Genomic DNA, 14955 nt, shown 5'->3' with positions numbered 1-14955 from the left:
CCAGCGTTCAATCTGAGCCAGGATCAAACTCTTCAGTTCAATTCCTGTCGTCAGTTTTCACTAACGTCTCTTTACTTCTTTTATCTAGTCACAAGCACTCAAGTTATTTCAAAGTGCCCACACAGTTTGTCTTCTAAGTTTTTAATGAACATCCGCAGCTTGGACCGACCATTCTACGCACTTTGCGAATATTGTCAAACACTTTTTTTAAAAAAAGTGGGAATTAATGATTTACTGTATCTTTTTATTTCAAAGAGAAAAAATACAGCGCAAAACAAGATTAAATCTTAGCTAACGGTGCAAAATGCTCCTCATATTCTATATGTGATAGAGTGTTATTTTCATGATGTGCCAGTAAATAACTTTCTAAAATATCGATTTGCATTTGGCATGCAGTGAGTCTTCTATCCAACATAAGGATTAACTCTTCTTTATCAGGCGAATCATCATTTTGCACTTCACTGATTAATAGCTGAAGCGCATGCTTTGCTTTAATTGCATATTCCAGGGCTTCTATCTCTTTGCCACATATTTGGGCTGCGACCCGCGCCAATCTTATTTTGGTATCAATCTCATCTATACTATGTTCTTCATCAACAGACTTCTCATAATATGTACATTTATAATATTTATATGCTTGGAGCAGGTTGCCAATAGATTCAAAGGCAGCCCCACAGAAAATACTATAGGTAAATTTATCATGATCGTATTCAGCTCTATGCATATTCCCTGCATAATCACTTACCTGTGCAAAATAAAACGCTGTGCACTCATAATTTCCCAATATTGCATACAATAAACCCAAGCACTGATAGACTTTATATAATAGTGGACTCTCCAAATCTAATACTGGCGTAATTGCTTGTTGAAGATGCGTCTCGAGTTCATTAATTAAAATACTAAGCGTCTCACTATTTCGTTTCCGAAATAAAACCATTTTCGTTGGTGGGTCTAGAACTAATTGATCGATGGTGATATCGCTAGCAAGTACATTAAATAGAGAATCATGTGTAGAGTTCACTTTGGATAAGAATGCCAATATCGATGTTCTAAGTTCGAACTGCCTCTCTTTCGACAATTGTTGGGTAATCAAGCAATGCTCGTTATTGGTAAACGCATTATTATAAGGTTCACTATACCAACCATTTCTTGACCGAACGGTTAGTCCTTCAGTTTGAGTATTAAATTCAACATTGTAATAATAGGCATGTTCTAATGCGTGATTGATTATAATATTGGTATTATTAATTGTGCCACGAATTCTCTCTTTTAAAATTTTTAGAATGTCTGTTTGAACGAGATGCTCATTCCAATGCTGGCTATTCACTACAATAATGACATCTAATTGAGAATCCTCATGAGTGCCAAGCGCAATATCTTTATAGTAATTAGGGTTCAGGTCAATGTAGGCGGGTTTGCGTAAGTTCGTGAATAAAGTCTCTTCGCTGCCAAATATGCCAAAATACCCTAAATCAATAGTTAATGATGATTTTTTTGAATCGTAAGGCTTTCGTAATGATTGTGGCGAAACATGCAACATGAAGTAGTTATTATATGCATTATCTTTAATTATGACTGTATGGCAATGATGTATTGTTTCTGCACATAAGATAACTGGCTCTTCCGGTTCGAAACTTATTTCTCGATAAGCCGGTTCTGATGGGTCAGCAAGTTGCGAATCATAATGAGGTTTTAACTTGTAGTATTTGGTTTGGCCAGTGGTGTATTGAATAGCTTCATCTTCTCTTACTGGAACAATAACTGGCATAGGTTTCCTTTACTTATATAAGCTCATTGATGAAAATATTAGCTTAAAATGCTTAAGATACTATTAAGATGATAGATTTAATTTGTTGGTGGTGTGGAATTACTAGCGCTTGCAACTAATGACGGAGAATCGAATTACCGCTGCTTGACCGCGGTAATTCGATTCGATAGAGTAATTTGTTAAGGGACCCTTCCCTCGATTTTACTCTTCTTTGCTTGAATAACCGCACCCTTCTTGTGGACATAGGATTTGACGACCAAATCGTTTACTTTCTTTCACGGTTAATATAGGCCATGAACACTTCGGACAAGGTTGCGCGAGGGGTTCATTCCATAATGCGTAGTCACATTTGGGATAATTGCCACAAGAATAGAAAATTTTTCCTTTTCTTGATTTACGTTGCAATATTTTTGCTTCATGACATTTAGGACATTCAACACCGGTATCCGCAGGTTTCTCTAAAGGCTCCATGTGCTTGCATTGTGGGTAATTACTGCAGCCAATAAAACGACCATATTTCCCTGCTTTAATGTGTAAGGCACTGGAGCAAAGCGGGCATGCGCGGCCTTCAACTACTTCTGGCTCGTTTTTTTCATTGTCTTGCCCAGCAAGATCTTGCGTGTAATCACATTCAGGATAACCGGTGCAACCAATAAAACGTCCTCGCTTGCCCAGTCTGATTGATAGCGGCTTAGCGCATTTAGGGCATTTTTCTTCAAGCACTTCCGTAGTTACGTCTTTACGTTGTACTTGCTCATCCGTAGTTTGAATTTGTTGCAGGAAAGGCTGCCAGAACTCTTCTAAAACTGGAATCCATTCTTTCTCACCACGTGCAACCGCATCTAAGGTATCTTCCAAATGTGCAGTAAACTTATAATCTACATAACGAGTAAAATAGCTAGTTAAAAAACGATTCACAATACGACCAACATCGGTTGGGAAGAATCTCTTTTTATCTACAATTACATATTCTCGTTGTTGTAAGGTATGAATAATCGAAGCATAGGTAGAAGGACGACCAATATCATACTCTTCAAGAGCTTTTACTATAGTTGCCTCAGAATATCTTGGTGGTGGTTCTGTGAAATGCTGATTTGCCTGGATGTCTTTAATGCCTACTTTTTCACCCATAGCAAGTATAGGTAATAAAGAACCATCATTTTCATCATCCTTGGAATCATCACGTCCCTCTTCATACACTGCAAGGAATCCTGGGAAGGTAACGATAGAACCATTGGCTCTAAATACATTGCCTTCGCCACAACTTAAATCAACAGCAACGGTATCCATTAAGGCATCAGCCATTTGGCAAGCAATGGTACGCTTCCAAATTAAACTGTAAAGCTTGAATTGATCTGCAGTCAAAGCCGACTGCACCATTTCTGGGCTGCGTTTAATTGAGGTAGGTCGAATGGCTTCATGCGCCTCTTGGGCATTTTTCGATTTTGTTTTATATAGCCTGGGAGTTGCAGGACAATTATCAGCACCATAACGTTCACCGATGTATTGGCGTATTTCATCCACAGCCTCAACAGCCAGGTTCACCGAGTCAGTACGCATATAAGTGATCAAACCCACGGTACCTGTACCAATATCAATACCCTCATACAACTGTTGCGCAACCATCATTGATTTACGAGCGGTAAATCCCAATTTACGTGCGGCTTCCTGTTGTAAGGTTGAGGTGATAAATGGGGGGGAAGGTTTGCGTTTACGTTGCTTCTTCTCAATTTGGGTCACGGTTAATGCCCCTTGAGCTTGCTTAATCAAATCTTCTCTGATCTGGTGAGCATTCTCTTGGTTAACTACCGTAAATTGTTGCAGTTTTTCATTCTTATAGTGCGTTAGCCGTGCTTCAAAAGGCAGTTTTTCATGAAGACATTCAGCCAAAATCTTCCAATATTCCTGAGAAACAAAACGCTCAATTTCTTCTTCTCTTTCAACAATAAGTCGCAATGCGGGGCTTTGGACACGCCCAGCCGACAATCCTCTACGTACCTTTTTCCATAAAAGAGGTGACAAGTTGAAGCCCACTAAATAATCTAAAGCGCGACGAGCTTGTTGTGCATTAACCAAGTCCATAGAAATAGTACGTGGGTTATTGATTGCTTCTTCAACCGCCGACTTCGTAATTTCATTGAAGAAAATGCGATGAACTTGTTTGTCTTTAACTAAGTTCTTTTCTTTCATCAACTCATAAATATGCCAGGAAATGGCTTCGCCTTCACGATCAGGGTCAGTTGCGAGTAATAATGAGTCTGACTTTTTTAAAGTCTTAGCAATGGTTTCAATATGCCGTGCATTCTTTTCCAATGGCACATAAGTCATGGAAAATTGATGATCAGGGTTCACAGAACCTTTACGGGCAGGTAAATCACGGACATGGCCGTAGGAAGCAAGAACTTCATAGTCATCCCCCAGGTACTTTTGAATTGTTTTAGCTTTAGCGGGTGACTCCACGATCACCAAGTGTTTACTCATAGTAAAGTTAACCTTTTCCTTTTCGATAGATTATTCAAATAGTAATAATATGTTCAAGATATTCAAAAAAGCTATTTGTTCTAGTAACTTAGTTTTTGCGCCTATAAAAATCAAGCATCATATTTTGGAATATCTTGGATATATGCCCAGTATGCAAACCGGGCAACGGTATTGTGGTGTTATAGCTGATGATTAGAACTAATGCAATGTTAATTCTTCTTCTGTTTGATAAAGTACTAAATCAAGGAAGGTTAATTCTTCTTCATTTAAATTTTCAGAGAGTACATTTTTAATAGTCCATTTAGTTTCTTCCAGAGTCACAATGCGTGAATCAGAAAACTGAAATTGATTCATAATGGTTTCAAATGATTCTGCATTAATCACACCCCATAATTTCATGCGCATCAAAAATTGATAACTTGCTTTAGTCAACTTCATTTGTTCATCATAAGTAAATACTCGAGTTGACGTTTGTTGCTGTGGTCGAACATGAACTACTTGCTCATCAGCAGTGTCTTCTTCATTCATTTGTTCTGCTGCTTCAGCATCTGCGGACTTTTGACTTTTTTGCAGCTGCGTTAAACTTGTTTCAAATAGATTTAGCAACATTTCAAATAAGTTATCTTTCATACTCACACCTCATATAGCCTCCGGGTACTGCACCAACAGCCCCTTTTAATTCTAATTCTGCAAGTTCGGACATCACTTGCTCAACGGTGTATCCACTACGCACAATGATCTGATCTACAGTCGTCATTTCAAAGCCAATGAACTTTACTAGGTTTTCATTCTCACTGGCAAGAGGAAAAACAGGTTTATCAATAATGTATTGTGGCTCTATTCTGAGCTCATCAAAAACATCTGTAACTGAAGTAACCAATTTTGCACCCTGTTGCAGCAAATGATGACAACCACGAGCCAATGGATTATGTATGGATCCAGGTATTGCCAAAACGTCCCTATTTTGCTCTAACGCCATGCGCGCAGTAATCAAAGATCCACTCCGAATTGCAGCCTCAATAACCAATATGCACAATGACAATCCACTTATTATACGATTTCTGCGCGGAAAATGTCCAGAGGTTGGCGGGCTTTTTAATGGAAATTCACTTAAAATCAAGCCATTTTTGGTGATTTGTTCTGCAAGTTTTGTATGCCGATGGGGGTAAATACAATCAATTCCTGTCCCCATTACCGCAATTGTTTGGCCTCCAGCATCCAAACATCCGGAATGAGCCTGAGCATCAATACCTAAAGCCAAACCACTTACAATAGTCACTCCTTGGGCTGCGATTGCTTTGGCAAAAGCATAGGAATTATCAATTCCAGATACCGATGGATTACGACTACCAATGATGGCTAATTGTGGTTGTAAAAAGGCGGATAATTGTCCTTTGGCATATAAGACCATAGGCGGGTCAGAAATTTCTTTTAGTAAAGCGGGATAATCTGGTGAATCCCAAGTTAATAAATGATGATCTTCCTCTGCATTGAGCCAATGCAAATCTGCTTGGATCCGCTCCATATCAAAACTGGAAATTTTTTGGGCTAACAAGGGCGGTAAATCTGCCTGTTCAAGCTCTAAAGCAGAGAGTTGGAACATTTGGTGCAAATCTGGCCAGCGTTTGCACAATTTAGCTACAGTACGCGGACCTACTTTATCCATACGGTTTAAAGCAAGAAAATAGGGTAAGTTATTCATTGAAGTCAGTCCTTTGTACATTGTTGGATCTTGCAGCATTACGCTAGATCAAGGATAATATCACAAATTTTACGCAGAGAACCAGATTAACAATGGCTATTCACAAAATCCGTTATTTGCCCGATCCTTGTTTGAGAGAGGCCTCAAAACCTGTCATCACCTTTGATGACAAATTACAAACGCTCATCGATGACATGTTTGATACAATGTATGATGCACGTGGAGTAGGACTGGCTGCCGTACAAATTGGTATGGGTCTACGCCTGTCTGTAATCGATGTGGAAGGTGATAAAAAGAATCAAATCGTTATTATCAATCCAGAAATCATCGCCTCTGAAGGCGAAAAGAAATTTGATGAAGGATGCCTGTCTGTTCCTGGTGCTTATGATACCGTGATTCGTGCAGAAAAAGTCACTGTTAGCGCGCTAGACCGCCACGGTCAGTCTTTTGAAATCCAAGCGGATGGCTTGCTGGCGGAATGCTTGCAGCATGAAATTGATCACATGAATGGTAAGTTATTTATCGACCTCTTGTCTCCGCTGAAAAAAGCGATGGCACGAAAAAAATTAGATAAATTCAAACGCCACAATGCGCGTAAATCATGAGTTTAAAGATTGTTTTCGCTGGGACCCCAGCTTTTGGTTTGCCTTGTCTTGACGCATTAGCTCAATCAACACACGAGATCCAGGCAATTTACACCCAACCGGACCGTCCTGCGGGCCGTGGTCGTAAATTGCAGGCATCCGCTGTGAAAGAATGGGCTTTAGCACGCAATATACCTGTTTATCAACCACTTAATTTTAAAAACCCGGAAGCCATTGCCGAATTAGCCGCATTGAAACCAGATTTATTGATTGTTATTGCCTATGGTTTGATTCTGCCGAAAGCCGTATTGGAAATTCCACGCTTAGGTTGCGTTAACGTGCATGCTTCATTACTGCCCTACTGGCGTGGAGCATCTCCAATTCAACATGCTATTTTGCATGGTGACTCTGAATCAGGAGTAACCATTATGCAAATGGATGTAGGAATGGACACTGGAGATATGCTGCGTAAAGTGAGTTGTCCAATCACTGATACGGATACTGCAACCACATTGCATGATAAATTAGCTGTGATTTCTGCACAGCCTTTACTGCAAACGATAGAAGAGTTAGCCAATAATACGGTGAAACCTGAAGAACAGGATGGTTCTTTAGCGACCTATGCAGGAAAAATTAACAAAGAAGATGCCTTGATTATTTGGCAGCGCAGTGCAAAAGAAATTGATTGCCAAATCCGCGCCTTTAATCCCTGGCCTGTTGCATATACCCTTTTAAATGAAGCGGTATTACGCATTCATCAAGCCCAAATTGTTGATATGGATTTAAGCCAAGCTCCTGGAACCGTGGTACGCCTTGATAAAAAAGGCATGCTGGTTGCCACAGCCCATCAAGGATTGCTTGTTGAGAAAATACAACTACCCGGCGGTAAAGTAATTACGGTTGCTGATTGCTTAAATTCCTCTAAATCACCGTTACACGTCGGTTTAGTCTTTTCCTCTGAGTATTAAACTCAGAGGAGCTTATTAATTCATCTAAGTCTGTGAATCATTATTCATGAATAAAAACGAACGACTGCACGCTTTAAAAATTTTAACTACGCTCTTGGTTGATAAGTCTTCTTTATCACAACTTATGCCCTCTGCTGCAGAAGTATCTCCAATGACAAAAGAAATCTGTTTTGGTTTCTGCCGTCATTATTATCGCTTGCAAGCCATAGCCAATTGCTTAGTGGCGAAAAAACCGAAAGAAATCGAGATCTGGGTTGCCTTGTTAATTGGTCTGTATCAACTGCATTACATGAACCAACCCGATTATGCCGTAGTTAAAGAGACCGTAGCCTTGTTAGAAAAAATAAAGAAGCCCTGGGCTAAAGGTTTAGTCAATGCGGTATTACGTAATTTCTGTCGCCAACAACAAGAGCTATTGGAAAAACTTAAAAAGGATCCTTTATTCCTTTATGGCCAACCCGAATGGCTGTTAAAGCGTCTTAAAACGGATTGGCCTGAACATTGGCAAGAAATTGCTCAAGCCAATGACATGCATCCGCCGATGACCTTACGTATTAATGTGCAAAAAAACTCGCGTGAGGAATACCTGCATGCATTGGAGAAGGCTGGCATTGGAGCACAAGCGCACGCTGTCGCAACGGAAGGTATTACACTTAATGATCCTTGTGATGTACGCCAACTGCCAGGCTTTGCCGAAGGCAGTATTTCAGTGCAAGATGGTGCAGCACAATTAGCTGCATCATTATTGTCTTTAAAACCAGGGCTGCGAGTGCTCGATGCCTGCTGTGCTCCTGGAGGAAAAACCTGCCATATTCTTGAGACAGAACCCAATTTAGCGGTTTGTGTTGCTTTGGATGTTGATGCGAAGCGATTGGAACGAGTAAAAGAAAATTTAAATCGTCTTAAGCTAAATGCAACCTTGTTGCAAGGCGATGCGTCAACACCAACAGCGTGGTGGGATGGTCAATTGTTCGATCGTATATTATTAGATGCTCCCTGCTCTGCGACTGGGGTGATCCGTCGTCATTCAGACATCAAATTGTTACGAACCGCAGAAGAAATTACCGCGGTCAGTATAACCCAACAAAACATGTTGCATGCATTATGGCCTCTGCTCGCGCAAGGTGGCTTGCTGGTTTATGCAACCTGTTCCATAATGGCCGTTGAAAATGAACAGCAAGTAGCTAATTTTGTTTCTAAAACTCAGGACTGCAAAGCGAGCCGTGGAGACTGGCACTGGGGACATGCAACAGGCCATGGACAACAAATATTACCCGGAGAACAGGGTATGGATGGATTCTTTTATACGGTTTTGCTAAAACAATAGATATAGAAATAGCTTTTTAAGGATAAAAAATGATAATCGATTGGCCCCTAGTTACGGTTTTGTTTTGTCTTTCAATCCCAGGCGTACTTATTGCCATTAAACGCCTGATTTATTTTTTACTACCTGAAAATTCCGAGGAATTAAAAAAACGTATTGGCCGTTTTGCCATTGTGCAAACCTTAGTTCTAGTCTTTATTTTATGTCTTGCTGGGGCGATTCTTTCGCAAAATACCGGTTTACGTGCGGCATACCTTGATGACATGTTACATGGTAAAGCTGGCATAGGTATTCTCTTTCCCATATTTTTACCTGCTGTTGGCTATGCGCTTTTAAGCTTGGTCGTTTTTTTGGCCCTTTACCATCGATTAGCCAAACGCCTAATCGATGAGAAAAGCCTGCAAATAATGCGTAATTTGCGAATAGCGCTTGGACTTGATGGCTGCGTTCTTTATGGTGGTGTAGTTGAGGAGATTATTGGTCGTTGGGGACTCATGAATTTAGCAGTTTTTTTCGCTATTATTTTTATGCAACATACCACGAACTTAATAATCTGGATCTCGATTATAGTCAGTGCCTTAATTTTCTCCGCAGGACAAATTCCAGCCTATCTAGCGGCAGGATGTAGTTCGAGCCGAAAATTTATGTATTCCTATACTCTACTTAGCGCCTCACAGTCAGTTATATTTGGTTATGTATTTTGGCAATATGGATTAGTTTGCTCCATTATTTCGCACATGCTCTTTCACTTAGGCTGGGTATTTTGTGACTCGAAATTTAACAAAGTTAACGATAAAAAGGCATAATTCGTAAAAAAAGTGTAAAGTAGTCTTAACTTAACATTGCCTTAATTTGAGTCACCTATTCTAGCTCTATGTTATTTTGTGGATAGGTTATGATTATGGCAAATAAATACGTTTCAAGTGGTGATTTTGCTGCATTGGTTAGCCAATTACAGCAATCACCTGAAGATCCTTATTTGAAGCAAAAAGTAGTTAAATACTTGCCATACATGCAAGAGTTAGCTAAAAAGAATCCTTTGGCGCTTTATCATTTAGCTCATGTTTTTCCTGAAAAGTCATCTCAGCATAAAAATATGATTATCAAGTCAGCGGAGCTAGGATGTACTAATGCCATGCTTGCGGCCTGTAAGTTTTTAGCTGAATCTAAAAGACCAGAAGATCAGCAAAAGGCGAAGTCTTTTTTGGCGGAAATCGAACGCTCGCAAGATAGTTTCATTATGAAGCATGGTAAAGAGTTAATAGATGAGCATCCTCATTTAGCGACTACTACAGCGGTACAATCTGGAATGATTAGTAATGCGGCTACAGCTAATCATCGATTTTTTGCTAAGATAGAGAGTAAAGCTCTTGATGCGGTGCAGGATAGTCAAAACAGTTTCCAACCCTAATCGATATGCCCGTATTACTACTGTGTCTAATACGGGCTTGTATCTTTGTTTTTTCTTATCCGGTGCTAGGTTAGCAAAAAGCGGAAATTTTTTTGTATTTCATTTAAATCGAATTGATTTAAATACAATGAAAAACTCATCCATGCACTTAATGCGGCTAAATCTCTAAACGGTGGGGGTAAATAAACTGGGCTGGTTAAAATGTCGCGTTCTTTTAATTCTCGCAATAAAGGCAGATCATCTAAAACTAATTTGCCGGTAAAAAGTAATGGAATAGAATCCACATGCTTCTGGCTTATTGCAAAGCGAATGTAGTTATAAATGAGAATAAACCCTTTAGCATAAGACAAATCTTTAGTAAAAGGACCACCGGTTGGCGTGCTACCGCGGAAAATTCGCACGGTTTGATTGTAGCTGTCGTCAGGAGTTAAACCACACTCAAGAAAATAACGATATATATCAACGAAATTCGCCCCCTGAGTCACTTTATCCAGCGCAATAACACGGTTCGTGATTTTTAACATACGTCCAGGATAGGAAGAAAAAGTGACAATCTCCGTAATCACTGCAAGCCCTTCCTGAATAACACTACTGGAAGGAGACCCCTTAGAGAGGAAAAAGCAATTCGGTTGCATAGAACCATTCAAGGTAGTACCAACATGTACCCAACCCTCATGAACCTCTAAATAACGCAAATCACGCTCGCTAAACATGGCTTGCTGGCTCAGTTTAATGCTATCCGCACCAGCAGACGCATCAGCAACCATGTCATCGCTTACCATCACGGTTACCCGCCCTGGATGCTTATCAAAAAACGCACCCAGTCGAGCCTGCAAAATTTCCTGAGCTTGTTGCGGAGTATAATGCTTAACATCTGCATCTGATTGCAATTGCACGTTTAAATCAGATAACACATCAAATAGCAAAGTACCCATTTGCGACATGCGCGGGCCACCTGCGTAAAACACGTCATTAGGGCTTCCATAAAGCTCCATGGCTAGCTCACTAAAGGCAGGCGTACCTCGTGCAGCAAGCATTTGAGATGCCCTACTGTACTCTTCACATTGACGCCGAATCAAACGCGTCACAGTCGAGTACTGTCCCAATTGATTTTGGGCGTCTCGTAGAATCAAACGAAACTCTTCTTGTTTATCATGAACATTGAAAGGCAGTGGTTTCTTTTCATAATATTCCTTATCCACCGCGGGAAGTTGCTGTCCTTTGTGTTTAAAAAACTCCTTTTTTATCCCTTCATCCCATTTAATACTGTCAAGAATCCGGAGCTTGCGTTGCGTATCAACAATACGCTTGGATAATTCTTGTATTATGAGTAATTCATCCGACTCAGATGTCATGATAACCCCTTATTACCTCGGTGGCGCAATACTAACTTTTGCATCCTGATTTTGTGGAGGTAAATTATAAAAGTCACTAATATTTCCTTTTGTTAATGGGGGTGGTACTACTAAATTAACACCATTCCTATTTTTTAAGTATAGACTTTCGCCATTACTTGAATAACGTCCAGAACAGGCAGTAAGTACCAATAAACTACAAACAATAAAACTCAACTTTTTCACAACATTCCCCAATTAAATCAATTCTAAACGCATCATTACCTGTTCTAATGCAGCATGGTGCTCTGCAGACAATGGAATTAGAGGCATTCTAATTTCATTAGCAATTAACCCCATTTTATACAAGGCCCATTTAACAGGAATAGGATTCGTTTCAATAAACAATAAATCATTCAATGGCATGAGCTGCTCATGCATGCGTAAACAAACTGCATGATCACCATCTAAGGCACTGTCACACATTTTTGCCATTAACTTAGCCGCCACGTTAGCGGTTACTGAAATATTCCCTTTGGCTCCAGCTAACATCCATGAAGCGGCAGTAGCATCATCCCCACTATAAACATCGATACGGCCCTCAGAAAGACGCAGAATTTGCTGCAAACGCGTCATTTGGCCTGTTGCCTCTTTAATACCTATAATATTGGAAATCTTAGCAAGACGTGCAACGGTTTCTGGTAATAAATCACATGCGGTACGTCCAGGAACATTATAAAGAATAATCGGCATAGCTACCGATTGAGCAATAGCAGAATAATGTTGATATAAACCTTCTTGAGTTGGTTTTATATAGGAAGGAGTCATAATTAATGCAGCATGCGCACCACACTCCATCGCTTCTTGAGTCAACTTGATGCAATCGCGCGTTGCGTTCATCGCTGTGCCCGCAATTACCGGTATGCGCTCTTTAGCTTGCTCTATAACTGTTTTGATAACTAAGAGTTTTTCCTCATACGATAAAGTTCCTGCCTCGCCAGTAGAGCCTGCGGCAACAATACCATGACTTCCCATTGCAATATGGAACTCTACTAATTCGCGCAATCTAGGTACATCAACTTGATCATCCTGCATTGGCGTAACTAAAGCCACTATACTTCCTCTGAACATAGCGTCCTCTTCTTCTTATTATTATTTTAATTAGCTAATACTACTGGAAAACCTATGTCAGAGTAAAATCCCAACGATAAAACTGCTAATTACAAACCAATAATGATTAATTATTTGACACGTAATGTCATTTTTGTACTAATATTGATAATGAAGAATATCGTGTTGGTTGTTTATTCCAAAGTGAAACATCGCTTTAGAAAAAATACCTAAATAAAAAAAGGGAGTCTACTATGAATAAAATCATCTCATCATTATGTGTAATTAGCCTAGCTAGCTTGATGTTGGGAGGTTGTACCAATACTGAAATAGGCACAGGTGTCGGGGGGGCTGCGGGCGCAGGTTTAGGTTACGCAGTAACTGGTGGTAGCGCCGTAGGAACTGTGATTGGAGCCGGTGCTGGTGCCTTAGTAGGAAATGCTATTGGACGAGATCAAGACAGACGCGCCTATTATAACCACTATAACCGCCATTATTATCGTCATGGTTATTATTATTAATCCATTAAATTACAACTATTAAAAACCTGGATCCTAACTCCAGGTTTACCTCGTTTCCGAAAAAAAATATAGGGAAATACAGCAATATCAAATTTACGTTGCTATACTCTAAAAGATTAATTTTTTGATTGTTCTCAATAATTTTTGAGATTAACCGGAAAACACTACAAGGATTGTAATCATGCGCTTAAAAAATAAGGTTGCAATAATCACGGGTGCTGCCAGTGGTATAGGCAAGGAAATTGCGTTAGTTTACGCAAAAGAAGGAGCAAAAATTGCTATTGCAGATCTTAATTTAGATCAAGCTAACCTTGCCGCAGAAGAAATCAAATCCCAAGGTGGACAAGCTATGGCCGTTGCCATGAATGTCACCGATGAAAATGAAGTAAATAAAGGAGTTGATGCCGTAGTCGAACACTTTGGCAGTGTTGATATTCTAGTAAGTAATGCTGGAATTCAAATTATTAACTCGATTGATGAACTTCCCTACTCCGATTGGAAAAAATTATTATCTATCCACTTAGATGGTGCTTTTTTAACGACCCGTGCAGCACTCCGACATATGTATGCAGCAGGCAATGGCGGTAGCATCATTTACATGGGTTCGGTGCATTCCAAAGAAGCCTCCGTACTCAAAGCACCTTACGTTACCGCAAAACATGGCTTACTTGGCCTATGTAAAGTGGTCGCTAAAGAAGGGGCGGCTCATAATGTAAGAGCCAATGTGATTTGTCCTGGTTTTGTGCGCACTCCTTTAGTTGAAAAGCAAATCCCTGAACAAGCTAAAGAATTAGGAATTAGTGAAGAAGACGTCATTAAAAAAGTCATGTTAAAGGATACTGTCGATGGTGAGTTCACCACTATAGATGACGTGGCGCAAACAGCATTATTCTTTGCCTCATTTGATACGAATGCTTTGACAGGCCAATCTCTGGTTGTTAGCCATGGATGGTTCATGGAATAACCAAGGTATAGCTGTATCCCCATACAACTATTTAAGTGAGGCCGAAAATGAAAGAATCTGATGTTAAAGAAAAAGCATTTGCTATGCCACTTACAAGCTCCGCGTACCCACGTGGCCCATATCGCTTTATTAATAGGGAGTTTTTGACTGTAACCTATGAAACAGATATGGATTTACTTCGTGAAATAGTTCCTGAGCCTTTAGAAGTAGTAGAGCCTTTGGTGCAATTTGAATTTATTCGCATGCCAGACTCAACCGGATTTGGTGATTATACTGAATCAGGACAAGTAATTCCGGTGCGCTATAAAGGCAAAATGGGTAGCTATACTCACGCCATGTATTTAGATGATTTAGCACCAATCGCTGCGGGACGTGAAATCTGGGGTTATCCTAAAAAGCTTGCTCAACCCAAATTAGAAGTCGTAAGTGATACTTTTTTAGGGACCCTTGATTATGGCCCCTGCCGCGTTGCAACGGCAACCATGGGGTATAAATATGAAGCCCTGGATCTAAAAAAAGTAGCCAATGCGCTAAATACTCCTATTTATTTATTAAAAATCATTCCGCATGTGAATGGTGGCACGCAAATTTGCGAGCTGGTCGAAATTATGTTGTCTGATGTTGTCGTAAAAGGAGCATGGCAAGGACCTGCACAATTAGAGTTAGCGCATCATGCTCTAGCACCTGTAGCAAGTCTTCCCGTACGCCGGATTGTAAAAGCTGTTCATCTATTAACTGATTTAACCTTGCCGTATGGACGAGTGGTGCATGATTACCTCGCCCAATAA

15 protein-coding genes are annotated in these 14955 nt (G+C 40.1%); 8 read left to right on the top strand and 7 right to left on the bottom strand.

Going from position 1 to position 14955, the window contains the following annotated elements; all coding sequences use genetic code 11:
• Nucleotides 1-280: 280 nt before the first annotated feature.
• The 4 genes from ACQY7T_RS07350 to dprA all read right to left on the bottom strand — a co-directional run bounded on the left by ACQY7T_RS07350 (nucleotide 281) and on the right by dprA (nucleotide 5951).
• Nucleotides 281-1768 (bottom strand): hypothetical protein, encoded by a 1488-nt coding sequence (locus ACQY7T_RS07350; RefSeq protein WP_428412339.1) that lies wholly within the window; start codon nucleotides 1766-1768, stop codon nucleotides 281-283.
• A gap of 201 nt (nucleotides 1769-1969) precedes the next feature.
• Nucleotides 1970-4249, bottom strand: a complete 2280-nt coding sequence (gene topA / locus ACQY7T_RS07345; protein WP_428412337.1) for a type I DNA topoisomerase — start codon at nucleotides 4247-4249, stop codon at nucleotides 1970-1972.
• 198 nt (nucleotides 4250-4447) lie between these two features.
• Nucleotides 4448-4879, bottom strand: coding sequence for a DUF494 family protein (locus tag ACQY7T_RS07340; RefSeq protein ID WP_428412336.1), 432 nt, complete (start codon nucleotides 4877-4879; stop codon nucleotides 4448-4450).
• Nucleotides 4869-5951: a DNA-processing protein DprA gene (gene dprA / locus ACQY7T_RS07335; protein ID WP_428412335.1), complete on the bottom strand. Its 1083-nt coding sequence runs from the start codon at nucleotides 5949-5951 to the stop codon at nucleotides 4869-4871. The genes ACQY7T_RS07340 and dprA overlap by 11 nt, the downstream gene beginning before the upstream one ends.
• Nucleotides 5952-6043: 92 nt before the next feature.
• Between dprA and def the strand changes: the two genes are divergently transcribed.
• The 5 genes from def (at nucleotide 6044) to ACQY7T_RS07310 (ending at nucleotide 10238) form a co-directional block, all read left to right on the top strand.
• Entirely contained in the window at nucleotides 6044-6556 is a 513-nt protein-coding gene (gene def, locus ACQY7T_RS07330) for a peptide deformylase (RefSeq protein ID WP_428412334.1), read from the top strand.
• Nucleotides 6553-7503 (top strand): methionyl-tRNA formyltransferase, encoded by a 951-nt coding sequence (gene fmt / locus ACQY7T_RS07325; RefSeq protein WP_428412333.1) that lies wholly within the window; start codon nucleotides 6553-6555, stop codon nucleotides 7501-7503. Before def ends, fmt begins: the two co-directional genes overlap by 4 nt.
• A 46-nt stretch (nucleotides 7504-7549) precedes the next feature.
• On the top strand, nucleotides 7550-8830 hold the full coding sequence (gene rsmB, locus ACQY7T_RS07320; protein ID WP_428412332.1) for a 16S rRNA (cytosine(967)-C(5))-methyltransferase RsmB: 1281 nt from the start codon (nucleotides 7550-7552) through the stop codon (nucleotides 8828-8830).
• Between the two features lie 29 nt (nucleotides 8831-8859).
• Entirely contained in the window at nucleotides 8860-9633 is a 774-nt protein-coding gene (locus tag ACQY7T_RS07315) for a CPBP family intramembrane glutamate endopeptidase (protein WP_428412331.1), read from the top strand.
• Nucleotides 9634-9728: 95 nt separating this feature from the next.
• The gene (locus tag ACQY7T_RS07310; RefSeq protein ID WP_428412330.1) at nucleotides 9729-10238 is read left to right on the top strand and encodes a hypothetical protein; all 510 of its coding nucleotides are present in this window, start codon (nucleotides 9729-9731) and stop codon (nucleotides 10236-10238) included.
• A gap of 65 nt (nucleotides 10239-10303) precedes the next feature.
• On the opposite strand, the gene ACQY7T_RS07305 is transcribed toward ACQY7T_RS07310, so the two are convergent.
• Genes ACQY7T_RS07305 through dapA form a run of 3 tightly spaced genes read right to left on the bottom strand, consistent with a single transcriptional unit; the run spans nucleotide 10304 to nucleotide 12703 of the window.
• Nucleotides 10304-11596 carry a flavohemoglobin expression-modulating QEGLA motif protein gene (locus tag ACQY7T_RS07305; protein ID WP_428412342.1) on the bottom strand — a complete coding sequence of 431 codons (1293 nt, stop codon included), beginning with the start codon at nucleotides 11594-11596 and terminating at the stop codon, nucleotides 10304-10306.
• 9 nt (nucleotides 11597-11605) lie between these two features.
• Complete coding sequence (locus tag ACQY7T_RS07300) at nucleotides 11606-11818, bottom strand: hypothetical protein (RefSeq protein WP_428412329.1); 213 nt, start codon at nucleotides 11816-11818, stop codon at nucleotides 11606-11608.
• Nucleotides 11819-11830: 12 nt separating this feature from the next.
• Nucleotides 11831-12703, bottom strand: a complete 873-nt coding sequence (dapA, locus tag ACQY7T_RS07295; protein WP_428412328.1) for a 4-hydroxy-tetrahydrodipicolinate synthase — start codon at nucleotides 12701-12703, stop codon at nucleotides 11831-11833.
• Nucleotides 12704-12936: 233 nt separating this feature from the next.
• Here dapA and ACQY7T_RS07290 point away from each other — a divergent pair, with 233 nt between their 5' ends.
• The 3 genes from ACQY7T_RS07290 (at nucleotide 12937) to ACQY7T_RS07280 (ending at nucleotide 14955) form a co-directional block, all read left to right on the top strand.
• Nucleotides 12937-13203: a glycine zipper domain-containing protein gene (locus tag ACQY7T_RS07290; protein ID WP_428412327.1), complete on the top strand. Its 267-nt coding sequence runs from the start codon at nucleotides 12937-12939 to the stop codon at nucleotides 13201-13203.
• Between the two features lie 181 nt (nucleotides 13204-13384).
• On the top strand, nucleotides 13385-14167 hold the full coding sequence (locus ACQY7T_RS07285) for a 3-hydroxybutyrate dehydrogenase (RefSeq protein ID WP_428412325.1): 783 nt from the start codon (nucleotides 13385-13387) through the stop codon (nucleotides 14165-14167).
• 47 nt (nucleotides 14168-14214) lie between these two features.
• A complete protein-coding gene (locus ACQY7T_RS07280) occupies nucleotides 14215-14955 on the top strand; it encodes an acetoacetate decarboxylase (RefSeq protein WP_428412324.1) in 741 nt (246 codons plus the stop codon).

It is taken from the genome of Legionella sp. (assembly GCF_965140895.1).
Classification (GTDB): Bacteria; Pseudomonadota; Gammaproteobacteria; order Legionellales; family Legionellaceae; genus Legionella.
Note: the sequence above shows the minus strand (reverse complement) of the source record. Positions and strands in the feature narration are given on the sequence as shown.

Coding starts and splice junctions, on each gene's coding strand:
- ACQY7T_RS07350 (WP_428412339.1), bottom strand. CDS start 1,768: ATGCCAGTTATTGTTCCAGTAAGAGAAGATGAAGCTATTCAATACACC.
- topA (WP_428412337.1), bottom strand. CDS start 4,249: ATGAGTAAACACTTGGTGATCGTGGAGTCACCCGCTAAAGCTAAAACA.
- ACQY7T_RS07340 (WP_428412336.1), bottom strand. CDS start 4,879: ATGAAAGATAACTTATTTGAAATGTTGCTAAATCTATTTGAAACAAGT.
- dprA (WP_428412335.1), bottom strand. CDS start 5,951: ATGAATAACTTACCCTATTTTCTTGCTTTAAACCGTATGGATAAAGTA.
- def (WP_428412334.1), top strand. CDS start 6,044: ATGGCTATTCACAAAATCCGTTATTTGCCCGATCCTTGTTTGAGAGAG.
- fmt (WP_428412333.1), top strand. CDS start 6,553: ATGAGTTTAAAGATTGTTTTCGCTGGGACCCCAGCTTTTGGTTTGCCT.
- rsmB (WP_428412332.1), top strand. CDS start 7,550: ATGAATAAAAACGAACGACTGCACGCTTTAAAAATTTTAACTACGCTC.
- ACQY7T_RS07315 (WP_428412331.1), top strand. CDS start 8,860: ATGATAATCGATTGGCCCCTAGTTACGGTTTTGTTTTGTCTTTCAATC.
- ACQY7T_RS07310 (WP_428412330.1), top strand. CDS start 9,729: ATGGCAAATAAATACGTTTCAAGTGGTGATTTTGCTGCATTGGTTAGC.
- dapA (WP_428412328.1), bottom strand. CDS start 12,703: ATGTTCAGAGGAAGTATAGTGGCTTTAGTTACGCCAATGCAGGATGAT.
- ACQY7T_RS07290 (WP_428412327.1), top strand. CDS start 12,937: ATGAATAAAATCATCTCATCATTATGTGTAATTAGCCTAGCTAGCTTG.
- ACQY7T_RS07285 (WP_428412325.1), top strand. CDS start 13,385: ATGCGCTTAAAAAATAAGGTTGCAATAATCACGGGTGCTGCCAGTGGT.
- ACQY7T_RS07280 (WP_428412324.1), top strand. CDS start 14,215: ATGAAAGAATCTGATGTTAAAGAAAAAGCATTTGCTATGCCACTTACA.